The 23822-nt window shown below is 59.7% G+C and carries 23 protein-coding genes; 9 read left to right on the top strand and 14 right to left on the bottom strand.

Annotated elements, in window-relative coordinates; all coding sequences use genetic code 11:
* The first annotated feature begins 36 nt into the window (after window positions 1-36).
* The gene (locus L6D74_RS17245; RefSeq protein WP_007955716.1) at window positions 37-927 is read left to right on the top strand and encodes an ATP-binding protein; all 891 of its coding nucleotides are present in this window, start codon (window positions 37-39) and stop codon (window positions 925-927) included.
* Complete coding sequence (locus L6D74_RS17240; RefSeq protein WP_039770434.1) at window positions 924-1406, top strand: GAF domain-containing protein; 483 nt, start codon at window positions 924-926, stop codon at window positions 1404-1406. Before L6D74_RS17245 ends, L6D74_RS17240 begins: the two co-directional genes overlap by 4 nt.
* Here L6D74_RS17240 and L6D74_RS17235 read toward each other — a convergent pair whose 3' ends face one another.
* From L6D74_RS17235 to L6D74_RS17200, 8 genes are all read right to left on the bottom strand, one after another.
* Entirely contained in the window at window positions 1407-4349 is a 2943-nt protein-coding gene (locus L6D74_RS17235) for an HD domain-containing phosphohydrolase (protein ID WP_236189890.1), read from the bottom strand.
* Window positions 4350-4398: 49 nt separating this feature from the next.
* Complete coding sequence (locus L6D74_RS17230) at window positions 4399-8043, bottom strand: transporter substrate-binding domain-containing protein (protein ID WP_236189889.1); 3645 nt, start codon at window positions 8041-8043, stop codon at window positions 4399-4401.
* 8 nt (window positions 8044-8051) lie between these two features.
* A complete protein-coding gene (locus L6D74_RS17225) occupies window positions 8052-8678 on the bottom strand; it encodes a response regulator transcription factor (RefSeq protein ID WP_064598296.1) in 627 nt (208 codons plus the stop codon).
* A 347-nt stretch (window positions 8679-9025) separates the two neighbouring features.
* Window positions 9026-10354 carry a deoxyguanosinetriphosphate triphosphohydrolase gene (locus tag L6D74_RS17220; RefSeq protein WP_064598294.1) on the bottom strand — a complete coding sequence of 443 codons (1329 nt, stop codon included), beginning with the start codon at window positions 10352-10354 and terminating at the stop codon, window positions 9026-9028.
* 68 nt (window positions 10355-10422) lie between these two features.
* On the bottom strand, window positions 10423-11586 hold the full coding sequence (locus tag L6D74_RS17215; protein WP_039770425.1) for an EAL domain-containing protein: 1164 nt from the start codon (window positions 11584-11586) through the stop codon (window positions 10423-10425).
* Window positions 11587-11710: 124 nt separating this feature from the next.
* A complete protein-coding gene (locus L6D74_RS17210) occupies window positions 11711-12049 on the bottom strand; it encodes a hypothetical protein (protein ID WP_064598290.1) in 339 nt (112 codons plus the stop codon).
* A complete protein-coding gene (locus L6D74_RS17205; protein WP_011335280.1) occupies window positions 12046-12432 on the bottom strand; it encodes a phage holin family protein in 387 nt (128 codons plus the stop codon). The genes L6D74_RS17210 and L6D74_RS17205 overlap by 4 nt, the downstream gene beginning before the upstream one ends.
* A 2-nt stretch (window positions 12433-12434) precedes the next feature.
* Window positions 12435-12749: an ElaB/YgaM/YqjD family protein gene (locus tag L6D74_RS17200; protein ID WP_007955729.1), complete on the bottom strand. Its 315-nt coding sequence runs from the start codon at window positions 12747-12749 to the stop codon at window positions 12435-12437.
* Window positions 12750-13067: 318 nt separating this feature from the next.
* Here L6D74_RS17200 and L6D74_RS17195 point away from each other — a divergent pair, with 318 nt between their 5' ends.
* Complete coding sequence (locus L6D74_RS17195) at window positions 13068-14276, top strand: ammonium transporter (RefSeq protein WP_064598288.1); 1209 nt, start codon at window positions 13068-13070, stop codon at window positions 14274-14276.
* Here the strand turns inward: L6D74_RS17195 and L6D74_RS17190 are convergent.
* Window positions 14273-15985, bottom strand: a complete 1713-nt coding sequence (locus L6D74_RS17190; RefSeq protein WP_236189887.1) for a cation:proton antiporter — start codon at window positions 15983-15985, stop codon at window positions 14273-14275. The genes L6D74_RS17195 and L6D74_RS17190 overlap by 4 nt on opposite strands.
* 190 nt (window positions 15986-16175) lie before the next feature.
* Between L6D74_RS17190 and L6D74_RS17185 the strand changes: the two genes are divergently transcribed.
* The 3 genes from L6D74_RS17185 (at window position 16176) to L6D74_RS17175 (ending at window position 17858) form a co-directional block, all read left to right on the top strand.
* Window positions 16176-16412 carry a glutaredoxin family protein gene (locus L6D74_RS17185; protein ID WP_064598283.1) on the top strand — a complete coding sequence of 79 codons (237 nt, stop codon included), beginning with the start codon at window positions 16176-16178 and terminating at the stop codon, window positions 16410-16412.
* A gap of 165 nt (window positions 16413-16577) precedes the next feature.
* Window positions 16578-16895: a hypothetical protein gene (locus tag L6D74_RS17180; protein WP_064598282.1), complete on the top strand. Its 318-nt coding sequence runs from the start codon at window positions 16578-16580 to the stop codon at window positions 16893-16895.
* Window positions 16896-16964: 69 nt separating this feature from the next.
* Window positions 16965-17858, top strand: coding sequence for a pseudouridine synthase (locus L6D74_RS17175; protein WP_085612225.1), 894 nt, complete (start codon window positions 16965-16967; stop codon window positions 17856-17858).
* 82 nt (window positions 17859-17940) lie between these two features.
* Here the strand turns inward: L6D74_RS17175 and L6D74_RS17170 are convergent, their stop codons facing one another.
* Both L6D74_RS17170 and mobA read right to left on the bottom strand, forming a co-directional pair.
* Entirely contained in the window at window positions 17941-18162 is a 222-nt protein-coding gene (locus L6D74_RS17170; protein WP_039770418.1) for a YgdI/YgdR family lipoprotein, read from the bottom strand.
* Between the two features lie 78 nt (window positions 18163-18240).
* On the bottom strand, window positions 18241-18843 hold the full coding sequence (gene mobA, locus L6D74_RS17165) for a molybdenum cofactor guanylyltransferase MobA (protein WP_064598277.1): 603 nt from the start codon (window positions 18841-18843) through the stop codon (window positions 18241-18243).
* Between the two features lie 81 nt (window positions 18844-18924).
* Here mobA and moaB point away from each other — a divergent pair, with 81 nt between their 5' ends.
* Together moaB and L6D74_RS17155 are read left to right on the top strand one after the other, a co-directional pair.
* Window positions 18925-19464 (top strand): molybdenum cofactor biosynthesis protein B, encoded by a 540-nt coding sequence (moaB, locus tag L6D74_RS17160; protein ID WP_064598275.1) that lies wholly within the window; start codon window positions 18925-18927, stop codon window positions 19462-19464.
* Window positions 19448-20674, top strand: a complete 1227-nt coding sequence (locus tag L6D74_RS17155) for a molybdopterin molybdotransferase MoeA (protein ID WP_236189885.1) — start codon at window positions 19448-19450, stop codon at window positions 20672-20674. The genes moaB and L6D74_RS17155 overlap by 17 nt, the downstream gene beginning before the upstream one ends.
* A gap of 56 nt (window positions 20675-20730) precedes the next feature.
* Here L6D74_RS17155 and L6D74_RS17150 read toward each other — a convergent pair whose 3' ends face one another.
* Window positions 20731-21039: a hypothetical protein gene (locus L6D74_RS17150; RefSeq protein ID WP_172829499.1), complete on the bottom strand. Its 309-nt coding sequence runs from the start codon at window positions 21037-21039 to the stop codon at window positions 20731-20733.
* A 314-nt stretch (window positions 21040-21353) separates the two neighbouring features.
* Between L6D74_RS17150 and yegS the strand changes: the two genes are divergently transcribed.
* Window positions 21354-22271, top strand: a complete 918-nt coding sequence (yegS, locus tag L6D74_RS17145; RefSeq protein WP_064598268.1) for a lipid kinase YegS — start codon at window positions 21354-21356, stop codon at window positions 22269-22271.
* On the opposite strand, the gene L6D74_RS17140 is transcribed toward yegS, so the two are convergent.
* A complete protein-coding gene (locus tag L6D74_RS17140; protein WP_064598266.1) occupies window positions 22255-22914 on the bottom strand; it encodes a response regulator in 660 nt (219 codons plus the stop codon). The two genes, yegS and L6D74_RS17140, sit on opposite strands and share 17 nt — an antisense overlap.
* A complete protein-coding gene (locus L6D74_RS17135; protein WP_236190004.1) occupies window positions 22911-23804 on the bottom strand; it encodes a sensor histidine kinase in 894 nt (297 codons plus the stop codon). The genes L6D74_RS17140 and L6D74_RS17135 overlap by 4 nt, the downstream gene beginning before the upstream one ends.
* Window positions 23805-23822: the final 18 nt, after the last annotated feature.

Below are 23822 nucleotides of genomic sequence, written 5' to 3'. Positions count from 1 at the left end.
CGCCATCATTACTGTGAACGAGCCCGAGGAGAAGACGTGGATTCCCGATTGAATGCTTTTCTTGAGCGCGCCGAGTCGGTTCTGGCGCGGATCGAACCACTGCTGCCGGCGCCACGCCCGGTCATCGATTGGGGCACCTGCCTTGCCGCTCGCTGGCAACGTGACGGTCGCAGCGGTTATCTGCTGCCGCTGGAAGTCAGCCTCGACATGCGCCTGTCGGACCTGATCGGCGTCGACCGGCAGCTGGAGCAACTGGGCCGCAACACTCAGCAATTTCTCGACGGCATGCCGGCCAACCATGCGCTGCTGTGGGGGTCGCGCGGTACCGGTAAATCGTCGCTGGTGCGTGCGTTGCTGGCTGAACACGCCAAGGCCGGTTTGCGTCTGATCGAAATCGAGCGTGATCACCTGGCGGACCTGCCACGGGTGGTGGAGCAGATCGCCAAGCTGCCGCAACGTTTTGTGCTGTTCTGCGATGACCTGTCGTTCGAGTCCGGCGAAGGCGACTACCGCGTGCTGAAAAGTGTGCTGGACGGCTCGCTCGAACAGGCGCCGGACAACGTGTTGTTGTACGCCACCTCCAACCGCCGCCATCTGGTGCCGGAGAAGGAAAGCGACAACGAAAACTGGAAGCGCGTCGATGGCGAACTGCATCCGAGCGAAGCGGTGGAAGACAAGATCGCGCTGTCGGATCGCTTCGGCCTGTGGCTGTCGTTCTATCCGTTTACCCAGGAACATTTCCTCAACGTCGTCGAACACTGGATCGGCCAGTTGGCCGCCAAGGCCGGCCTGAGCTGGGAACGCGACGAACAACTGGACATCCTCGCCGTGCGCTGGGCAACCGGCCGCGGCAACCGCAACGGACGTTGCGCCTACCAATTCGCCCGTTATTGGGTGGGACTGAAATTGTTGGAGCACAAGGCATGATTGATTTGCAGCAGAGCGGCCAGGGCCTCGAAGGCTATGGCATGTTGGCCGCGCAACTGGAGTCGCTGCTGGCGGACGAGCGCGATTTCATCGCCAACGCCGCGCAGTTTTCGGCGTTCCTGTTCAACCAGCTCGATGACCTGAACTGGGCCGGTTTCTACCTCAATCGCAATGAAGAGCTGGTGCTCGGCCCGTTCCAGGGCCAGATCGCCTGCGTGCGCATTCCGTTCGGTCGGGGCGTTTGCGGAGCGGCGGCTGCCAGCCTGCAGACGCAGCGGGTCGAAGACGTTCATGCGTTCCCCGGCCATATCGCCTGCGACAGCGCGTCGAACAGCGAACTGGTGGTCCCGTTGGTCAAGGACGGTCGCCTGATCGGTGTGCTCGACCTCGACAGCCCGAAGCTCGCGCGTTTTGGTACGGACGATCAGGCCGGTATCGAACAACTGGCGGCGATCTTCCTGCGTCTGACCGATTGCTGATCACGTCGTCAGGCCTGCCTTGAGCAGGACGGCCGCCGGGTCCACGGCATCGATCTGCCGTGGATCGAGAAAACGCGTGGCGTATTGCAGATACACGCCATCGCGAATGAACAGCTCGAATAGCTCGGCATCGATGTGCGCGTCGCGGCACATGGTGGCCATGATCCCCAGTGCTTCGCTCAGGGACTTGGCCTTTTTGTACGGGCGATCGGCGGCGGTCAGGGCTTCGAAAATATCGGCAATCGCCATCATGCGCGCCGGCAGGCTCATGTCTTCGCGCTTCAGGCGCTTGGGATAACCGGTGCCATCCATCTTTTCGTGATGCCCGCCAGCGATTTCCGCGACGCTGTTCAGGTGTCCGGGGAAGGGCAGGTGGCTGAGCATCAGGATCGTCTGCACCATGTGGTGGTTGATGATGTAGCGTTCTTCGCGGGTCAGCGTGCCCCGGGGGATGCAGAGGTTGTACAGCTCGCCGCGATTGTATTTGTAGGGCGGCACGTCGAGTTTGAAACCCCACGGATTGTCTTCCGGGATCAGCTCGCTTTCGGCGCGCTCCAGCAGATGTTCGGGCTTGTCCGCCAGCAGCGGTTCGGTGACCGGCAGGGTCGGTGCCGGGGTGCGTGCCTGACGCCGGTTCTCCTCCCATGACAGGCCCAAGCGATCATCCAGCGTGCGCGTCCAGGTGCGTTGCGCGATGCCTTGCAGACGTTGCAGGTCAACCTCGAGCATGGTTTCACTGCCCAGATTGCAGCGGGCGACGAACGCAAAATCATCATCCAGTGCTTTCAGGGTGGCCTCGCGTAGACCGGCCAGTTGCTGTTCTTCACCGCCCAACGCCAGGGCTTGCCAATAGTTGATCCAGGCGTCGCGCTTGAGCACTTCGAAGCGGGTGCGGATTTCGTGAAGGCGATCGTTCAGGGTCTCCAGCTTGGTGGCTTTGTCGACCACGTATTCCGGGGTCGTGACCTTGCCGCAGTCGTGCAGCCATGCAGCGATGTGCAAGGCTTCCCATTCGTCTTCGCTCGGCTGGTAATCGCTGAAGGCCGGGGCCTGACTGGCTGCAGCGGCACGGGCGAGCATCAGGGTCAGTTCCGGCACGCGCTGGCAATGCCCGCCGGTATAAGGACTCTTGGCATCAATGGCGCCGGCCAGCAGTTGAATGAAAGCATCCAGCAGTTGTTTCTGTCTGGCTTGCAGGCGTTGACTCTCGATACTCACCGCGGCCGCCCCGGACACCGCTTGCAGAAAGGCGATGCGATCTGGCCGGAGTTTTTCCAGGTCACTCGGCGTGCCGCCATCGTTGATCAACAGCACCAGCAGGCCGACGGTTTCGTTGTGCCGGTTATGCAGACGGATTCCAATCAAATGCACCCTCGGCGAACCCATGGCCAGCAGCACTTTCTGCAGGTCGGTGGCCTGTTCGAAACCCAGGTTGCTCACGACCGTGTCGGCGTTGGCCAGTTGCCGGAACCATTCGGGGCTTTGCGAGGCTTCTAGACTGCGGCTTTGCAGATCGAATGTCGCCAACGGTTGAGACGAGTCTGCGACCACCAGGCCGTAGGGCTCCATGCGATTGCCATCGTTTTCACGCAGATAAATCAGCCCCGCCTGGGCCTGGGCGATCTGCACTGTCTCGAACAGTACCCGTTGCAGCAGCGGGTCGAAGCGGGTTTCGGCGGTCAGGCTGTCAGTGATGCGAAAGAAGCTGGCCAGGGTGTCTTTCATGCGAGCCATCGACAGGCTCAACTGGTCAATCTCCAGCACCAGCGATCGGCGGGTCACCGGGAAATTGAAGTCGAAGCTGCGAATTGCATCGGCTTCCTTGACCAAGGCATGCAAGGGCGTCACCAGTACCCGCGAGATCAGCCAGCCGAGCGGCAGACATAGCAGCAAGGTAGCCAGCGTGATGAGCGCTCCTTGCCAGCGCAGGCGATAGGCATCGACCAGCAGTTCGTCTTCGGGCACCAGTAAAGCCATCTGTAAACCTTTCGGTCCGCCTTCCTGCAGCTGGCTGCGGGCGACGATCCATTGTCGGCCGTCTACTTCGAGCCGATTGCCCTGGTGCCCGGACAACAAGGTGTGCAAGGCGGGGCTCAAATCGGCAGCCTTGGCCAGGCGCGCCGTGCGGTCATCGACGATCAGCCGGCGGCTGTCGGGGTAAGCCACGGCGTTGCCGTCGGCGTCGAACAGGACGATTTCCGTGGCCGGTGTCACCACGTGTTTGATCAGGGTCGCGGAGAGTGCATCAAGGGTCAGGTCGGCGCCGATCACGGCGTACTCGCCGCTGCGTCGGGCCAGCGTCGTGCCAACGTTGTGGGTGGAGAAAAAGACGTAGGGTTCGGTGGTGATCTGTTCGGCCTGCTGCCGTGCGTTGATGTACCACGCCCGGCTGCGAGGATCATAAGGATCATCGGGGTGGTCCTGTCGGCCGACCGGGGACAGTGCCTGGTCGAAGAACAGTGACTGTGAATGTGTCTGACCGCTGGCGTCATGTTCGATGCTCCAGACTTGAAACGCTGCTGCGTCCGGTGCCTTGAGCAGGGTTTTCAGCGCTGACGTGCGCAACGGACGAACCATGAAAAAATCGCCATTGCCATAACCCAGATACAGCGAGGCCAGATCCGGGTTGTTCGTCAGGGATTGACTGAACGGCTTGAGCAGCGCCATGCGCGATTCGAGGTTGAAAGATCCGGCGGCGGGGGTCTCTGCCAGCAGGCTCAGCAGGTGCCGGATCGGTGCATAAGTGGCCTGCAGGTCGAGACGTACATCCTGTTCGATCCGGCTGAACAGCTTTTCACTGCTCGACAGAATGATGTGTGTGGTCTGGTGGTAGTTGAACAAGCCCAGCACCACCCCGGTGAGCAACAGCAGAAAGGTGAACATGACGCTGATGTGTACATGCAGCGGAAACCGGCGTCTTTCCGGGCGCAGTGGGCTGGGCATTGCAGACTCTCCGTGTAGGTTAAGCACACTGCTCAGCCTTCAAGCATAGTTAAGCCCCGGCCATTTTGCTTTTGGCGATCCGCGCCAGTTGCTGTTCCAGTGCCTGCTCCAGTTCCAGGATAGCGAGGCGACTGGCCTGGCAATGACGCTCGATTTCTTCCCACGGCAGTGCTTGCAGACAAGCCTGCTCAAGCGCATCGCAGCAGTCGATCAGACGCGAGGCCTGGGCAATGCGTGCGGCACCTTTGATCTTGTGTGCGATGACGGCCAGCGCGGAGGGATCCCGGGTGAGGGACAGTGCTTGTAACTCCTGCCGATCGAGGCGACTGCTGTTGAGCAGTTCTGCCAGCAGTCGGTGGGTTTGCGAGGGGTTGTCACCGGTCAGCTGCGCCAGCCCCTGCAAGTTGAACGCCGGTGCACGAAATAGCGGCTGAACACCGTTGACCCATTGGCTCAGGCTGTTGAGGCTCAGGGGTTTGAACAGGCATTCGTTCATGCCCGCCTGTTTGCAGCGCAGGATCTCTTCCGGCTGGGCATTGGCGGTGAATCCCAGCACTGTGCAGGCCGGGCGACTGGTAAGCTTTTCGTGCTGACGAATCGCCCGGGTCAGCTCATAACCGTTCATGACGGGCATGTTGCAATCGGCGATGACCAGATCGAATTCGCCGTTCTTCCATTGTTCCAGCCCGCGCTGGCCATCTTCGGCGATACAGAATCGATGGCCGAGGTATTCCAGTTGCTGGCACATCAGCAGTCGATTGGCCGGATGGTCATCGACCACCAGAACCGTCAACGGAATCAGGGATGTCTGAATCTGTGGTTCATCTTCAGCTCTCGCCACTTGTGCAGGCAGAATGGTCACCGGTAGCGATACCCGAACCTGGGTGCCAATTCCGGGCAGGCTGCTCAATCGCAGTTTTCCACCCATCATTTCGCACAGGTTGCGGCTGATGACCAGCCCGAGTCCTGCGCCGCTGACGGTTCGTTGCCCATCCTGGCCGGCCTGGGCAAAAGGTTCGAACAACCGCAACTGATCCTGCGTCGTGATCCCGATGCCACTGTCCTGTACGGTCAGCTGCACCATCGAGCCTTCGCTATCATCCGTGGGCAGAACATCCAGTGTGATTCTGACCTGTCCTGCCTCGGTGAACTTGATCGCATTGCTGATCAGGTTCGACAGCACCTGTTTGAAGCGCAGAGGATCGAGTTCCACATCGACATTCAGTTCAGGAGGCGAGACGGACACTGTCAGTGACAGCTGTTTCTGCCGGGCGAGCCCTTCGAAGATTCGCACCACCGAACCCACGGTGTCGATCAGGTTGATTCGCTCGGGATTCAGGCTCAGTCGCCCGGATTCGATGCGGGCAATGTCCAGAATGTCACCGATCAGGCCCAGCAGATCCCTGGCCGAATGGTAGGCCGTTTCAATGCCGGAGCGGTCCGGGTGGGTATGATCCATGCGTTTGAGCGTCAGCTCGAGCATGCCGATCACTGCGTTCATCGGCGTGCGGATCTCGTGACTCATGGTTGCCAGAAACGTACTCTTGGCCCGGTTGGCTTCGTCTGCCCGTTCCTTGGCCGCGCGAAGTTCATCGAGCAGTTCGCGGCGTTCGCTGATGTCGATCCAGCCGCCGATGATCCCCTGGACTTCGCCGCTGGAGTCCCGGTACGGCAGGATCCAGTGATAGATCGTCAGTCGTCGGTTGCCTATATGCAACGGCCGGTCGAGCACCAGTGGTTTGCCTTCGGTCACTACCCGTTGATAGTCGGCCTGATACGCCTGTGCCTCGAAAGCGTTGTTCAGTGCTCCCTGCATGACATCTTTGCCGATGACGTCTTCGCGCCGGGCATTGAAGGCCTGAAGATAACTGTCATTGCAGCTTTGCAGCAGGCCCTGTCGGTCACGCACGTAGATTGGGTGGGGCGTCCCGTTGACCAGTGAACCCATGAACTCCAGTTGGTCGTTCAAGGCCCGTTCGGCCGATTTGCGTTGTTTGATCTGGCGCCGCATGTAGGCATTCCAGAGCAACGACAGCAACAACAGCAGGCAGGCGCCGCCGATCAACTGAAAGAAGAAACGCTGGTATTGATGCCAGGTGCCTTGCGAAATGTTTGAGTAGCCCCGCCAGCGACCATTGATGATGCCCAGTTCTTCGGGTGTGATGCTCATCAGCGTCTTGTCGATGATCGAGCCCAGTTCCGTGTTGTCCCGGGCAGTCGCCAGAGAGAACGCTGCCTGCCGGGTGCCGATGGTGGTGGTGATCTGCAGGGGATGTTCGAAGGTTCGCGAGGCGATGAAGTAGTTTGCGATGACGAGGGAATTCACTGCGCCTTCGACCTGACCTTCGTCGAGCAGCGCCACTGCACTGAAGGTGTCCGGCGTTTCGATCAGATGGATGCGTGGAAACTCGCTGCGCAGGTATTCGATCATCGGATTGCCCTGAGCAATCGCAAGGCGCTTGCGTTTGAGTTGACCCAGGTGAGTAGGGCTGTCGGCGGCTTTTCGGGTCAGCAGTACGTATGAATTTTCCAGGTAGGGACGACTGAACTTCAGGGTTTCCTCGCGCTGGGCAGTAGGGAGCAAGGCTGCGATCAGGTCAGCCTGGTGGTGTTCGACCTGCTTGACCATTTCGGCGTCGCTGCGGCTGCGACGGATTTCGAAGCGCAGTCCGGTGCGCAGACGGATGAGTTCCAGCAAGTCGGCGCTGATGCCGCGAAAGTTGCCGTCACTGTCAAAAAACGTCAGGGGCGCGAAAGCCTCGTTGACGACCACGCTCAGCACCGGATGTTTTTTCAGCCACTGCTCTTCACGTTTGGTCAGTTGCAGCCTCTGGTCGGTCAGAAGTACGTCGCTGCCCACGCTCCACCGTTTGGCGATATTTTCGCGCTCGCTGCCCGGCACGGCCTTTAGCGCAGTATTGATGATGGCGAGCAGCTGTGGATTGTTGCGATGTACGGCGAAGCTGAAACCGTGAGCCTCATGCTTGCCGAAACTGGCCATGCGGATGTTGTTCAGGTAACCCTTGTTGATCATGTAGTGGGTGGAAATGGTGTCGCCGAGAAACACGTCCGCCTGGTCGAACGCGACTGCGTTGATTGCGTTCTGGTAGGACGGATAAGAGGTGATGAGGGCCTTGGGATACATGGCCTTGACATCATCCAGCGGCAGGTAGTGATACAGCATGCTGAGTCGCAGGCCTGCCAGACCTTCGGTCAGCGTGCGGGTTTCGCCCTCACGTGTCACAAGGACCGGTTGATCGATGGCGTAAGGCCTGGACAGTACTATTTCGGCGTTTCCTGCCTCGAATCCGTTGGCAGTGCCGAGCATGTCGATCTGGCCGTCGATCAATGCCCGTATGGCGACCTCCCGCGTGGCGAAGCGTTTGACCCTGATCGGCAGACCGGTCGCCTGACCAATCAGTACTGCGTAATCCGCCGTGTAGCCTTCGTAGTCTTGTCCGCTGGCCGTCATGTCGAAGGGAGGATAGTCTGGCGCGGAAGTCCCCAGAACCAGCTCATTGCGAGTGTGCAGCCACGCCACTTGCGATGGATCGAACAAGGCCTGCACCGTCGGTTCGGTCGAGCGACCGAGCAGGGTGAAATCTTGCGAGGTGGGTGATGCGGCTGTTGCAGAGGTGCAGAAACCCAGGCATGCACTCAATGCAATCAGGAGACTCACTAAACGGCTGGGCATGTTGGCTCTCACACGAGTGCGTTACGTTTGGCCATTTCGATAAGTTCTACGAGAGACTTGGCCTTCAGTTTTTGCATCAGTCGTTTTTTATAAGTGCTTACTGTTTTGTTGCTGAGAAACATGCCTTTGGCAATTTCCTTGTTTGTGCGGCCTTGGGCGAAAAGTTGCAAAACCATGAGTTCCCGATCATTGACTGATTTGAAAAGTTCCAGCTCGGCATAACGCACGTCATCATGACGAACAGGGTTCAAAGCCTGGCTGGGAAAGTAGTTGTAACCGGAAAGGACCGCTTTGATCGCACTGACCAGTTCACTCAGGTCTTCCTGCTTGCACACGTAACCCGATGCACCCGACTGCATACAGCGAATGCCGAACAGGGTCGGGCATTGCGCAGTCAGTACCAGTGTCTTGAATGGTGAGCTCATGGCGTTGAAGCGGGCCAGGACTTCCAGGCCATCGAGCTTGGGAATGCTGATGTCGAGAACGATCAGGTCGGGCATGCATTCGCGAATCATCTGCATGGCATCGACACCGTTATCGGTTTCTCCGACGACTTTATAACCTTCATGCTCCAGCAGCATTCGAACGGCGAGGCGGATGACCGGGTGATCGTCGACAATAAAAACGGAGTTCATAATCAAATCCCATACGAGCGCAAATAAAGGGCGAACCTTAGCTCAGTTGCATGAACACTCGCATGAACCGACAGGGTATTAGCAGCAATCTAGGATAAGTCCTACAAATAAAGAAGAATCAGACTACGTGTTAACTAGGTTTGGCGTAGGTAGACGCGTGAGATGTTCGATGGCTGGACTTGATGAAGTTTACGGCGCACGGAAAAATTTATCGGGTAAAGGCTTTCAATGATTGTTGTTAGTTGATTTCAGGTTTTATTTTCAGCCCTGCCGACTGCACAAACTTTGGAAGAGGTTCAGTCGTCGGCGCCCGACCGATCCATTGCGGATCGGTCGGGCAGCAGACGTCAATGGCTGGAACGTCCGGTCATTTCCAGCGCCATGTCACTGGCGTAGCTGTCGGTCATGCCGGCGATGAAGTCGATCATGCGCAGGAACGATGCGTGCAGCGGACCGCGCGGATCCGGTGCATTGTTGCCCAACAGGTCGAGGATCCGGCGGCTCTTGAAGGACGGCGTGCGGCCGTTGTGCTGTTCCAGGGCGGCACCGCAGAAGGCGTTGAGCAGGATCTCCAGGGTCGTGTAGGCGCCGATCTCATGCAACGTCTTGCGCTTGTCCTGGAAAATTTTCTTGCGGGCGATGTCCTTGGCGTTCAACACGCAACGTTTGGCCGGACCGTGCATGTGTTCCACCAGATCCCCCGGCAGCGTACCGGCCAGCAGTGCGTCCTGTTGTTCGACGAAAGCCCGGGCGGCGGCGTTGGTCAGGTGCTCGATGGCCTTGCCGCGGAGGATCGCCAGTTTGCGCCGGCGCGAATCCTGCGGGCCGAGCTGGCGGTAGGTTTCCGGCAGATCATCGCCCACCAGACCGAGCAGCAGCGACTCGACTTCGGCGTAATCAAGCAGCTCCATTTCCAGGCCATCTTCCAGATCGATCAAGGCGTAACAGATGTCGTCCGCCGCCTCCATCAGATACACCAGCGGATGGCGCGCCCAGCGCTGTTCTTCGAGTTGCGGCAGCCCCAGTTTGTGGGCGATCTGTTCGAGCAACGGCAGTTCGCTCTGGTAGCAGCCGAATTTGTGCTTTTTGTAACCGAGGGAGTCGGCGTGACGGGCTGTCCAAGGGTATTTCAGATAGGTCCCGAGTGTGGCGTAGGTCAGCCGGGTACCGCCGTCGAACTGGTGATACTCCAGTTGCGTGAGTACCCGGAAGCCTTGGGCGTTGCCTTCGAAGTTCAGGAAATCCCCTCGTTCGGCATCGCTCATCGCATCCAGCCAGCCGCGGCCCGCAGCCTGCTGGAACCAGTGACGGATCGCGTCTTCGCCGGAATGGCCGAACGGCGGGTTGCCAATGTCGTGTGCCAGACAGGCCGATTGAACCACCATGCCCAGATCGCTCGGATCGCACCATTCAGGCAAGGCGCGACGCAGGGTTTCGCCGACGCGCATGCCCAGAGAGCGGCCGACGCAACTGACTTCCAGCGAGTGGGTCAGGCGGGTGTGAATGTGGTCGTTGCTCGACACCGGATGCACCTGGGTCTTGCGCCCCAGACGGCGGAAGGCGCCGGAGAAGATGATGCGGTCATGGTCTTTATGGAACGGGCTGCGGCCAAGTTCCTGCGGGCTGTGCAACGGTTTGCCGAGACGTTCGCGGTTGAGCAGGGTATGCCAATCCAAGGCTGATTCTCTCCGTCTGGTGACTGATTCCCTAGCTTCCCGGTTCAGGCTGGCATCTGCAAGCGCAACTACAGCCCCGCCGCATCGATGTCGATCAACAGCAGGCGCTCGCCGTTATCGAAAAACTGTCCGGCGGTCAGGCAATACTGGTTGCTGGTGGCGTCGCGGTAGGTGTTGGAAAGGGTCAGGCGCCGTTCCTCCCAGCCTTCGGCCAGCAGGTGATAGAAGTAGGGGCGCCACGACCAGTTGTGACCCAGATAGCGATTGTCGGCGACCCAGCCGCTGGGGCGCCACTCCAGGTTTGGCGTCAGTTGGGTGCCGTGGCGGTCACATTGATAAAAACGCAGCAGCCAGGGGAAGGCGTCGAGCTGTGGCAGGGCGCTGAGCGGAGCGCGGGCCTGGGCCCAGGTTTGCAGAATGGTCATGAGTTCGCTGAGCTGCTGGCGCATGAACATCAGCTTGCTGCGCTCGGCCAGCTTCTGACGCACGTAAGACTGGCGCAGCTCGGCAAAGCGCTCCACGAAGTCATTCGTACCGAAAAGCGCCTCCTGCGCCCGGGCGAACAGAAAACCCTGCACGTAGCGCGATCCGCATTCCAGCGCGAAATTCAGTTGCGCCGCAGTTTCCACGCCTTCGGCAATGATCCAGCAGCCGGTTTTTTCGGCCATTTGCGCGAGGGCCTTGACCACGTCACTGCTCGGCCCGCCCAGTGCGGCGGCCTGGAACAGACGCATGTCGAGTTTGAGAATATCCGGTTGCAGCGCCAGCACACGATCGAGCTGCGAATAACCGGCGCCGAAATCGTCGATAGCGATCCGGGCGCCGGCATCGCGGTAGCGCGCCACGACTTCGGTCAGGCGCTGGCTGTTACCGCCCAGTTCAGTGATCTCGAAAACAATCCGTTGCGGGTCGATACCGTGCCGCGCGAGTTGCTTCAGGCTGGGCAGTGCCTGATCGGCACGCAAGCGGCTGATCCAGCGCGGTGACATGTTCAGGCTGAGAAACCAGTCCGGCGGGGCTTCGTGCAGTCGACTCAGCGCGTTGTCGCGGATCTGCCGGTCCATTCGGCGCAGCGCGATGGCCGGGGTGCGCGGGTCGGCGAACAGCGGTCCGACGGACGCCAGTTGGCCATCGGCCTGGCGCAGACGGCCCAGTGCCTCGACCCCGGCAATGCGTCCGGTGGCGGTATCGATGAAAGGTTGAAAGCAGGCGAGCGGTTGCCCGTCGATCACGGGGCCTCCTTGTCGTTCTTGTTCTGGTCGAATTCTGCCGGCCGGACAGGCAAGCGGGATTGAACCTCCGGATAAGAGATTCAATCCCGCCGGTGTTGCAAGAATGCAGCCAGATGCGTGGGGATCAGCGCTTGCTCGAACTCTGCATGACCAGCTTGATCAGCGGAGCGAGGCTGGTGCCCAGGCGGATCAGTCGGGTCAAACCGCCGACGCCACCGCTCTTGGCCCCTTTACCCGTGATGAAACCCAGTAGCGTCACAGCCGCCACGCCCCACAACGGCGCGTGCTTGATGCCGAAACCACCCTGCAGGTTTTGCGTCATGCCACGCATGCGTTGCAGTGGTTGCAGGACCTGGCCGGTTTCATGGCGGATTTCCTGACGATGCATTTCCATGCGCAGGCGGATCAGTGCCTTGCGCATTTCCCGGCGTGAGCTGTTGTGCGGAAGTTCAGGCAGGCTCATGGCAGCAGGCGCTCCCGATCATTGGCCAGTTCTTCCAGCGTGCCGTGGAAGGGCGAGGATTCATCGAAGATCGCGGCTTTGAGACGCAACGCGCAAAAAATTGCCGCCAGGGTGTAAAACACGCACAGACCAATGATTGCGGCGAGGCGATAGGTGTCCCAGAACACGATCAGTACGAGGGTCGACAGGCCGACCAGCAACAGCAGCGCAAACACCAGCGCCAGGCCGGCGAACAGCAACAGGCTGACGGTGCGTGCTTTCTGTTCCTGCAGTTCGATGCCGAACAGTTCGACGTGGCTGTGCAGCAGGCCGAGAACGGCAGCACCCAGACGACGCGTGGAGGAGGCGGTGCCCGAGTTCGGGCCGGATTCACCGATCGACATGATCAGCGCCGCGTGGCCAGCAGGCCAATCAGAAAGCCGACGCCGGCGGCGATGCCCACCGATTGCCACGGGTTGGCCGACACATATTCCTCGGTGGCGGTGACCGCCGCCTGACCGCGCTCGCGCAGGGTGTCTTCGGTCAGCTTCAGGGTTTCCCGCGCGCGCAGCAGGCTTTCGTGGATCTGTTCGCGCAACTCATCGGCCTGATCACCGGCCAGCGTGGCGGTGTGCTCCAGCAAGCGTTCAGTGTCGCTGACCAGGGTCTGGAAGTCGTTCATCAGGATTTCTTGAGCAGTCTTTGCCTTGATGCTGGCCATGGGGGATCTCCGTAAGTGGCGTTCTGAAGCGGTGTTCTGAAGCGTTCGAGTATGAGCCAAGAGTGAAGGTTCAGTACAAATGACTGGTACAAACTTTGCTGTGTCGTGGTGCGTCGATCGGTGGCAGTGCGCTGTTGCCGGGCGTGAAACCGGGCAAATCTTGGCCCGGATGATGAAGGTTCATGTCAGCCCATCGACCTTGTGCGCCAAAGCGGTTCACCGACCTGCCGGATCAGTGACTGCGTGGTCGCAACTTGGTGCATGAAATGTGCGCATGAACCGCTTTGGTGCCTTTTTCAGCCTCGGGTCTGCCTTCTCATGGAAAATCTGCAAAGCGCTGTGGACACGCTGGTCCACAGTTCCAACACGTTGTTCATTCTGATCGGTGCGGTCATGGTGCTGGCCATGCACGCCGGTTTCGCGTTTCTGGAGGTCGGAACGGTTCGCCAGAAAAACCAGGTCAATGCCCTGTCGAAGATTCTCAGTGACTTCGCGGTGTCGACCCTGGCCTATTTCTTTATAGGCTACTGGCTTTCGTACGGAGTGACCTTCCTGCAACCGGCGGCGGTACTCAGTGCTGATCATGGTTATGGACTGGTGAAGTTTTTCTTCCTGCTGACCTTTGCGGCGGCGATCCCGGCGATCATTTCCGGCGGCATCGCCGAGCGAGCGCGGTTTGTGCCGCAACTGTGCGCCACGGCGCTGATCGTTGCGTTCATCTACCCGTTTTTCGAAGGCATGATCTGGAACGGCAACTACGGTGTGCAAGCCTGGCTGACCGCGCAATTCGGTGCAGCCTTCCATGACTTTGCAGGTTCGGTGGTGGTGCATGCCATGGGCGGCTGGCTGGCGTTGGCGGCAGTGCTGCTGCTCGGGCCGCGCAACGGACGCTATCGCGATGGCAAGCTGGTGGCGTTCGCGCCGTCGAGCATTCCGTTTCTGGCATTGGGGTCGTGGATTCTGATCGTCGGCTGGTTTGGCTTCAACGTGATGAGCGCGCAAACCCTGCAAGGGGTCAGCGGGCTGGTGGCGGTCAACTCGCTGATGGCCATGGTGGGCGGAACGGTGGCGGCGTTGATCGTCGGTCGCAACGACCCTGGCTTCCTGCACAACGGCCCGTTGGCGGGGTTGGTGGCGGTGTGCGCCGGTTCCGACCTGATGCATCCGGTCGGTGCGCTGGTAACCGGCGCGATTGCCGGTGCCCTGTTTGTCTGGTGCTTCACAGCGGCGCAGGTCAAATGGCGCATCGACGACGTGCTGGGTGTCTGGCCGTTGCACGGTCTGTGTGGCGTGTGGGGCGGCATTGCCTGCGGGATCTTCGGGTCGACCGCGTTGGGCGGGCTCGGTGGCGTCAGCCTGATCAGCCAGTTGATCGGCACCGCCCTTGGTGTGGCGGTGGCGCTTATCGGCGGTTTCGCCGTCTATGGTTCGATCAAGGCACTGCATGGTCTGCGCCTGAGCCAGGAACAGGAGTACTACGGCGCCGACCTGTCGCTGCACAAGATCGGCGCGGTGAGCCAGGACTAGGTCTCCTCATCGTCGGCTCCGGGGTAAAAACCGTGAAGCAGGCGATAACGATCGATACGCACCTGATCGACTTTCTCCTGCACCCGGTGCGCGGGGAACCCCAGCAGGATCAGGGCATGGGAACCGAGCATCAGGCTCGACTCCAGCAGTTCCGGCACCACTTCACTGGCGCCGGCTGCTTTCAGCTCGGCCGACTGGCTGTCGTCCCGGGTGCGCACCAGGATCGGCACTGTCGGGTTGAGGCGTCTTGCCTCCTTGAGAACCCGCAGAGCCACGTCGGCTTGATCCACAGCAATCACCAGCAACCTGGCGCGCAGCAAACCGACGGCGGTCAACAGATCGCCGCGGGTTGAATCGCCGTAGTGGACGTCGCGCTCGGCGTTGGCGGCTTCCTGGATCCGCACCGGATCGTTGTCCAGCGCGACGTAGGTTTGCCCGGCATTGCGCATGAAACGCCCGATCGACTGACCGACACGGCCGTAGCCACAAATCACCACATGCCCGTCGAACTCCGCATTGAGGGCGCTGATTTCCTCGATCTGCGCTTCCTGGTTGGGTTTGCGGTGCAGGGCGGCGGCGATGCGCGGTGCGGCGCGTAACAGCAGGGGCGTCAGCAGCATCGAGCAGAAGGTGGCGGCGAGCAGCAGCGCACCGAGTTCGGCGGGGAGCAACCGGGTTTGCTGCATCTGTGCCATCAGGGCGAAGCAGAATTCACCGCCCTGGGCGAGGGCGAGGCCGCTGCGCCAGGCCGTTTCACTGTCGCTGCCGCGCCATTTCACCAGCAGCGCCACCACCAGGCCTTTGATCACCAGTAAACCCAGGGTCATCCCGATAATCAGCAGGCTGTGGCTGGCGAACAGTTGCAGGTCGATCAGCATGCCGATGCTGACGAAAAACAATCCCAGCAGAATGTCGCGAAACGGCCGGATATCGGCCTCGATCTGATGTCGGTAATGGCTCTCGCCCAGCAGCATGCCCGCGAGGAACGCGCCGAGGGCCGGTGACAGGCCCAGCAGGTGGGTCAGCCAGGCCGTCAGCAGCACAATTACCAGTGCCAGCAGTACGAACAGCTCCGCCGAGCGGGACGCCGCGACTTCCTGAAACAGGCGGGGAAGCAGCCAGCGGCTGGCCAGCAACAAACCGAAAAACAGCAACACGGTCTTCAGCAAAGTCAGGGGCAACGCCCAGTACCAGGCCTGATCACTGCTGCCGGCGAACACCGGCACCAGCGTCAGCAGCAATACGGCCACCACGTCCTGGAACAACAGGACTCCTACCGCGTTCTGGCCGTGGCTGCTGAAGATTTCGCCGAGGCTGCTCAGTTCCTTGGTCACAATCGCCGTGGATGACAACGACAGGCCAGCGCCCAGCAGCAAGGCCGGTGTGGCGGGCATGCCCAGGAGCATCAGCACGCTTCCCAGCAGCAGTGTGGTGATCAGCACCTGCTGGCTGCCCAGGCGGAAAACCACCTTGCGCAGGGCAATCATTTTCGACAGGGAGAATTCCAGCCCCAGGGAAAACAGCAGAAACACCACCCCCAGTTCGGCAAGATCCGGCAAGTGTTCGCTTTCATTGATCCAGTCGAACGCCTTCGGCCCGACCATCAATCCCACGCATAGGTAACCCAGCACAGGTGGCAGGCGCAGGCGACGGAACAGGGCAATCATCACCAGGGACGACGCCAGAATGATCAGCAGATTGGCAAACACAAGACACTCCGGAACAGGTCAGGCTCTTCAAGCGTAGAGGTAAAAAACACCGGAGCATCGCGTAAACGGCAATTTTGTGGGCTGATTTACATCAGGGTTTTGCGAAGAGCGGATTTGAGCCCGGTGGGCAGGTCGACGGGCCTTGCGGGCAGGCCTAGAATGAGCACTCGTTTTCTGGGGTTGAGCGCATATGCTTCCTGAATGCCAGTTGTTCGGCACCCTGGGGTGCCATTTGTGTGCAGTCGCCGAGGCTGAACTGATGCCTTTTGTCGAGCATGGCCTGCTGGTGGAACTGGTGGATATTGCTGACGATGAGTCGTGGTTCGAGGCTTACAGCCTGCGGATCCCGGTCTTGCGCAGGGTCGATACCGGCGCGGAACTGGGGTGGCCGTTCAGTGCCGATCAGGTGGTGGCATTCCTGCTTTAATGGTCTTTTCCCTTCTGCGTTGATGGCGCTCGTCACCTTCGCTCAATCACGACTTGGCACTTTTCGGGTTATTCGGTTACTGTATGCGCATACAGTAATTGAGTTGGCCTGCCATGCCGTTTTCGGGCATTCGCCAGGGCAAGCCGGATGTCAGAGGGAGTCACCGTGGTCAATGTCGAACAGTTGAAAAGCAGCGTGAACGGGATGTCGGTTGACGTGGTGCGCGAGGCCGTCCACGAATTGCGCCTGGACGGTCTGGTCACGGAAGGCAAGACTCCCTTCAACAAGCTGCATTTCAATACGTGCTTTGCCGAGATCGAGGCCTTGTTTCAGCGCGCCGGTTATCACAAGCAACTGGATGTGGTCGGTTATCAGGGACTGTTGTACGCCTTGTACGACCCAGGCCGCTGGGAGGCCGTCGATGTTCTGCGCTGGCTCAAGGAATTCACCGAGGCGGCGGCGCTCAAATCGATCCCCGCCTGATTCTGCGCTAGGTCTGCTGCGCCCGGTGTTGGATAATGCCGCTCTGCTTTGAAGGTTCGAGTTCTCTGTATGTCCAGCACCCCCACGTTTTCCGCCGCACTGAATCAGGCCAGCACGCTGTATCTGCCCCCCGGCAACTGGCGGACAGTGCTCGACTGCCTGTGTGAGCATTTCAGTGCCATCGGGCGCGATCAATGGCTGGATCGGATTGCCCGGGGCCGGGTGCTGGATGGTCAGGGGCGGCCGATCGCGCTGGATTTGCCCTACAGGGAAGGGCTGCGCATTCACTACTTTCGTGAAGTGCCGGATGAAAAACCGATTCCGGTAGTTGAGTCGATTCTGTATGCGGACGATCATCTGGTGGTGGCCGACAAGCCGCATTTCCTTCCGGTGACCCCGGCAGGCGAGTACGTCGAACAGACGCTGCTTCGCCGATTGATCCGGCGCCTGAACAATCCCCATCTGGTGCCGCTGCATCGGATTGACCGGCACACGGCCGGGCTGGTGATTTTCTCGGCCAACCCACAGACGCGGTCGGCATATCAGTCGCTGTTCCCCACCCGGCAGATTGAAAAACGCTATGAAGCCATTGCGGCCGCGTTACCTGGGCTGGACTTTCCGTTGGTACACAAAAGTCGTCTCGTCGATGGCGAACCTTTCTTCCGCATGAAGGAGGGGGCGGGTGCAAGTAACACCGAAACGGCGGTGGAGGTGCGTGAAAGGAATGGTGATCTCTGGCGCTACGGCCTGTATCCGGTGACCGGCAAGAAGCATCAGCTGCGAGTACACATGACGGCGCTGGGGGCGAGCATCTGCAATGATCCGTTTTATCCCGAAGTGCTCAAAGACGTTGAGGATGACTACGCCAATCCGCTGAAACTTCTGGCGCAAGGCCTGCGATTCATCGATCCGGTTACGGGGCAGCCCCGCGAGTTCGAGAGCCGCATCACGCTGGACTGGTGATCCCGCTATCGATTGTTTTCGGTCAGACACGAAAAAGCCCGCATATTGCGGGCTTTTCTGTATCGGGTGTCGAACTGAAGAATTAAAGCTCTTTGACAGTACGAACCTGATCCTTGTTGATGCGAGTGTGCTTGCCGTCCAGTTGTTCGAACTCGTAGAAGCCCGAATCTTCATCATATTTAGGGGCGTCGACAGCCTGGATTTCGCGACCGTCATTCAAGGTGATCACTGTTGGCGAGGCGCAACCGGCGAGGGTGGCGAGGCCCAGTGCGAGCATGAAAGTGGCGAGGGTCCGTTGAGTCATGAGTGTGTCTCCGAAGGGAAATTCTTTTGGTTACTGAGCTTGAGACGTATACAAGGCGTGCAAGTTCCTTGAGTGCTGTCAGTCTGACACAGTGTTGTGCGAACTCAACAGTTCAGGGGTGTTGAGATTGGCCAGGCGTGGGTCGTTGTCAGGGCAAACCAGGGCTTGGGCATCAAGAGTGCGCATCAGCCGGCCGGGGCTGCGTTCTCCAGCGTTCCAGGCGTTTTCGAAGGCGGGCAGGAGTGCCACGGGGATTACGCAAAGCAGCGGTTCCCAGTGATCGTCATGGCGCAACATTAAAGGTTTTTCAGAATTCAGACTGGCCGCCTCGCGCATGCTCTGCAGCAACGCAAGGTCGATGCGCGGGACATCGCAGGGCAGTACCAGCAGGTGGGTGTGGCGCGCGGCTTTCAAGCCGGCACGAATGCCGGCCAACGGACCGGGAAAATCTTCCTCGTCATCGCCTACCAACTGGTCGGCAAATGGCGCATAGCGTTCACGATTGCGGTTGCAGGAGATGATCAGATCATCGGTCAACGACCGAACTTTACGATGAAGATGCGCGATCAACGGTTCACCGTGCCATTCCACGAGCCCCTTGTCCTTGCCGCCCATGCGCTGGCCGCGCCCACCCGCCAGTAACAGAATGGAGCAAGGTGGTAATGGCGTGTTCGAGGTCATGGCAACTCTCCGCGGGGGCGGCGAAAAAAGGGGGCGCTGTGATATAACACCGGGCTGTTTCTCCTACAACTGGACGAGCCTATGAAAGCCAAGGCTGATGTACCTTTCGCACCGCTCAATATCGCAGTGCTGACGGTCAGCGACACCCGAACCCTGGAAACCGATACCTCCGGCCAGGTCTTCGTCGACCGTCTGACGGCCGCCGGCCATCATCTGGCGCAGCGCGTGCTGCTCAAAGATGACCTGTACAAGATCCGTGCGCAAGTTGCCCACTGGATTGCCGAAGACGTCGTGCAAGTCGTGCTGATTACCGGAGGCACCGGTTTTACCGGTCGCGACAGTACACCGGAAGCCGTTGCCTGCCTGCTGGACAAACAGGTCGATGGTTTTGGTGAGCTGTTTCGCCAGATATCGGTTGCCGACATCGGCACCTCCACCGTGCAATCCCGAGCTCTGGCGGGATTGGCCAATGGCACGCTGGTCTGCTGCCTGCCAGGTTCGACCAATGCAGTGCGCACCGGTTGGGATGGCATCCTCGCCGAGCAACTGGACTCACGTCACCGCCCATGCAATTTCGTTACTCATTTGAAAAAGGCAGCGCCTTGTGAATCCCGTGGGTAAGCCGGGCAAGACCGGCAGCCTCATGCCTGTTGAAGAGGCATTGGCGCGTTTGCTGGAAATGGCCGAAACCTCGCGGATTGTCGAGTGCGAGTCTTTGCCACTGGCGCAGATTCACGGGCGGGTGCTGGCGCAGGATCTGATTTCGACGCTGGATCTGCCGCCATGGCCGAACAGCGCCATGGACGGATATGCCTTGAATCTGGTCGACTGGACCGGCGAGCCGTTGCCGGTCAGTCAGAAGATTTTCGCCGGTCAGGCACCGGAACCTTTGAAACCGGGCACCTGTGCCCGGATCTTTACCGGCGCGCCGGTGCCTGCGGGGGCCGACTGTGTCGAGATGCAGGAAAACGTCGAGATTCATGCCGATGAGCGCGTGAGTTTCATCGAAACGATGGTGGCCGGGCAGAACATTCGTCCACAAGGCCAGGAAACGACCGTCGGTGAATTGGTCTTGTCCGCAGGAACTCGGCTCGGTCCGATCGAGCTGGGGCTGGCTGCATCGCTGGGTTGTGCAGGGCTTGAGGTCGTTCGACAGGTTCGTGTGGCGGTTTTGTCCACCGGAGACGAGTTGGTCGAGCCCGGCACGACGTTGGGGCCGGGACAGATCTACAACAGCAACCGGGTGCTGTTGTGCAGCTGGTTGCAGCGCCTGGGATGTGAAGTGGTTGATGCCGGTATTCTGCCTGATGACCTGCCCACTACCCGTGCGAAACTCGGGGAGCTCCAGGATGTAGACCTGATTCTGTCGACCGGTGGGGTATCGGTCGGAGAGGCGGATTTCCTCGGAATCGCATTGAGGGAAGAAGGCGAGCTGACACTCTGGAAGCTGGCAATCAAACCTGGCAAGCCATTGACGGTCGGGCATTTTCGCGGTGTCCCGGTGATTGGATTGCCGGGTAATCCTGCCTCGACACTGGTGACTTTCGCCTTGTTGACCCGACCTTATCTGTTACGTCGCCAGGGCGTGCAGGATGTCGAGCCGCTGAAGTTTTCGGTACCCGCAGGATTTGTCTGGCCCCATGCCGGTAACCGCCGTGAATTTCTGCGAGGGCGTCTGGAGCAGGGGCAAGCGATTATCTACCGTAACCAGAGTTCGGGCGTTCTGCGCAGCGCTGCCTGGGCCGAGGGGCTGGTGGAGGTACGGGAGGGAGGAGTCCTGGCCGAAGGAGACCTGGTGCCATTCATTCCACTCAGCGAGCTTCTCGGTTGATCGCAGGTATTTGAAAGGCAGGCACAGTGGTTACACGATGCCTGCCTTTCTGCCAGTCAACGACTGATCAGTGCAACGAGCTGGTCAAACCGGCTATTGGCAATCCAGCCCACCAGTCCGAGCACCATCGCTGTCGCACCTGCCGAGTAGGCAAGGCGGTGCTTGATGGCTTTGACGTCTCCTCTGACTTCGTCCATGTCGCGTCGAATGTACTTGAGGTGAGTTTCCAGCTCGGTGATACGCGGTTCCATATTGTTTTCTCCGGTATTTCTGGCGCTGCATTTGAATTCGTCTTTGAGGCTGGCGCGACTTTCGGAGAGAGAGGCAACCGGACTCACGGCTAGTCCTGCTTCATGGCTTTGCATGGAAACGTCCACCTGCTGCAGTGGGGGTCTCTTGGCAAATGCCGAAATGCAAAATATCGAAAGTCCTGAACCTGTTTCCACTCATTACATGCACATCCTTGTGTAATTGAATTGAAGATCACTAACGCCGACACACGTTGTACCAATGGCCGGGCCGGGTCAATTGAGCCGATTCCTTACGTTCTGTACGAAAAAGTACCGGTATGTAGGACAAGGAGGGCGAGCTTCAGGAATTAATCAGAAAGAGTGCGACTTTTTTATCCCTCTTGAGGGTCAAGATGTTCCGTACCGATTTAATTCCGGGAGTAACCGCAATGAGTGAACGCAAGGCATTGTTGATTCTGCATGGCAAGCAGGCGCTCAACGAGGCGGTTCGTGCCGCTGTCGAGAACAAGCGAGAGCAAGGCTGGGAGCTGGCTGTACGTCTGACCTGGGAGGCCGGCGATGCGCAGCGGTTGGTGGAGGAGGCGCTGGCGGCGGGATACCGCCAGATCATCGCCGGCGGTGGGGATGGCACCTTGCGTGATATCGCCGAAGCGCTGGCGGCGCATCCGGGCAAAGCCAGTCTGGTGCTTTTACCGCTGGGAACTGCCAACGACTTTTCCCACGCGGCGAGTATCCCGTTGGAGCCGACCGAGGCGCTTGAGTTGCTTGAAGCGCCCGCCCACGACATCGATCTGGGTGAAGTCGGTGGGCAGATCTTCCTGAACATGGCGACCGGAGGATTCGGCAGCCAGGTAACGGCCAACACGTCGGAAGATCTGAAAAAGGTATTGGGTGGCGCAGCTTATCTGTTCACCGGTTTGACGCGGTTCAGTGAACTGCATGCCGCGTACGGTGAGTTGCAGGGGCCGGATTTCCATTGGCAGGGCGAGTTGCTGGCCCTCGGGATCGGCAATGGCCGTCAGGCCGGCGGCGGACACGTGTTGTGCCCCGAAGCGCTGGTGGACGATGGTCTCTTGGATATCAGCATCCTGCCGGCGCCGCAGGAGTTGGTTGGCACCCTGAAAAATCTGCTCAGCGACGGCTTCGGCATTGACAACATGTTTGTGCGCGCCCGTTTGCCATGGGTTGAAATCAAGGTCGCCGAAGGGCTTTACATCAATCTCGACGGCGAGCCCCTGGAGGGCGAAAGTTTGCGGTTTGCGGCGCGCCCCGGGGCGTTGCGTGTGCATTTGCCGAAGGGCTCGCCGCTGTTGAGTGCAACTCGTCGGCTCAGTCGTCCAGACTGATGATCTGTTCCCGCACGGCAAACAGCACCAGGCCTGCCACATCGTAGATCTGCAGGCGCTTCATGATCTGCGAGCGGTGGGTTTCGACTGTTTTGATGCTCAGGCCCAGGCCGTTGGCGATTTCCCGTGTGGACTTGCCACGCACGATCAGGCGCAGGATTTCCAGCTGGCGTGCGGTCAGGTTGTGCGACTCGGCGACTTCCGGCTGCTGTTTCAGATTGCGGGTCAGCGCCTGATTGATCACGGTATGGGCGATGGCGGGGCTCAAGTAGCGCTCGTTGTTGCGCAGAGCTTCGAGCGCATGTTCGAGTTCGGTGGCCGTGGTGTCCTTGAGCAGATAACCGTGAGCACCGGACTCCAGCGCCTGCATGATCAGCGCGGGGTCGGTGTGCATCGAAAGAATCAGCACTTTGGCGTGCGGACGCACTCGTTTGAGTCGCTGCAGGGCTTCCAGGCCGCCGGTTTCTTTCATGGAAATGTCCAGCAATACGATATCGGGGGACAGCAGCTCGACCATCTCGAGCAGCTGCGAGCCATCATTGGCCTCGCCGATGACTGCATAGCCGGGAATATCCAGCACCAGGGCACGCACGCCGGCCCTGATCAGCGAGTGGTCATCCACCAGAAGTAAGTTACAAGTCAACGCATAACCTTATTCGTACTGGCCCGCTCGAGTGCCCGGGGCGCCCAGGGGAATAGTGCTTCGATTTGAGTGCCTTTGCCCGGCTCGCTGGTCACATTGAGTGTGCCGCCCAGTTGCTCAATGCGCTCGGCCATCCCGGCCATGCCCCGCTGTCCTTCGCGGCCGGGATTCGCCGCCGGGGAAAAGCCCAGGCCATCATCGCTGATAAGCAGGGTCAAGCCCTGTGGCAGGCGTTGCACGCGAATCAGCAGGTTTTTGGCCTGTGCGTGACGAAGGATGTTGGTCACGGCTTCCTGAGTGATGCGAAAGGCTGCGACGGCCATCTCTTCGGGGATTCCATTCAGGCGCTGCTGGCAGTCCAGACTCCAGTGCACCGAATTATTGGCCAATACCTTGACCAGGTGCGCACGCAGGCTCGCTTCCAGACCCAGACTGGTCAGTTGCCGCGGGTTGAGAATGGCCGAAACGTCGCGCACCTTGTTGAGGGTTTCTTCCAGCGTCTCGCAAAGTACCGAACAGTGTTCCTGCATCTCCGCGGGCAAGCGACGCTTGAGCCATTCGCTTTGCAGCTTGGCGGCGGTCAGCAACTGGCCGATATCGTCATGCAGTTCGCGGCTCAGGCGATGGCGCTCGTTTTCCTGGACTTCCAGCAAACGGTCGGCCAGTTCCTGAGGCTGGAATTTGATGGATTTGCGCGACAGGCGATGTTGTGTCCAGACGCAGCCGGCAACCGCCACGTTGATCAGCAACAGGCCGAGTGACAGCGGCGCGGAGGCGCCATAGCTCAACAGACTGCCCAAGGCTGAAACCGTGCACAGCATGAGTGTGAACCTGCGGGCATTTTCTCGGGAGGGAGGCCATGTGGTGATCGACTTGAGGCTGGCGTACATAGCGGATGGAGCCAATGG

It is taken from the genome of Pseudomonas pharyngis, from assembly GCF_021602345.1.
Classification (GTDB): Bacteria; Pseudomonadota; Gammaproteobacteria; order Pseudomonadales; family Pseudomonadaceae; genus Aquipseudomonas; species Aquipseudomonas pharyngis.
Note: the sequence above shows the minus strand (reverse complement) of the source record. Positions and strands in the feature narration are given on the sequence as shown.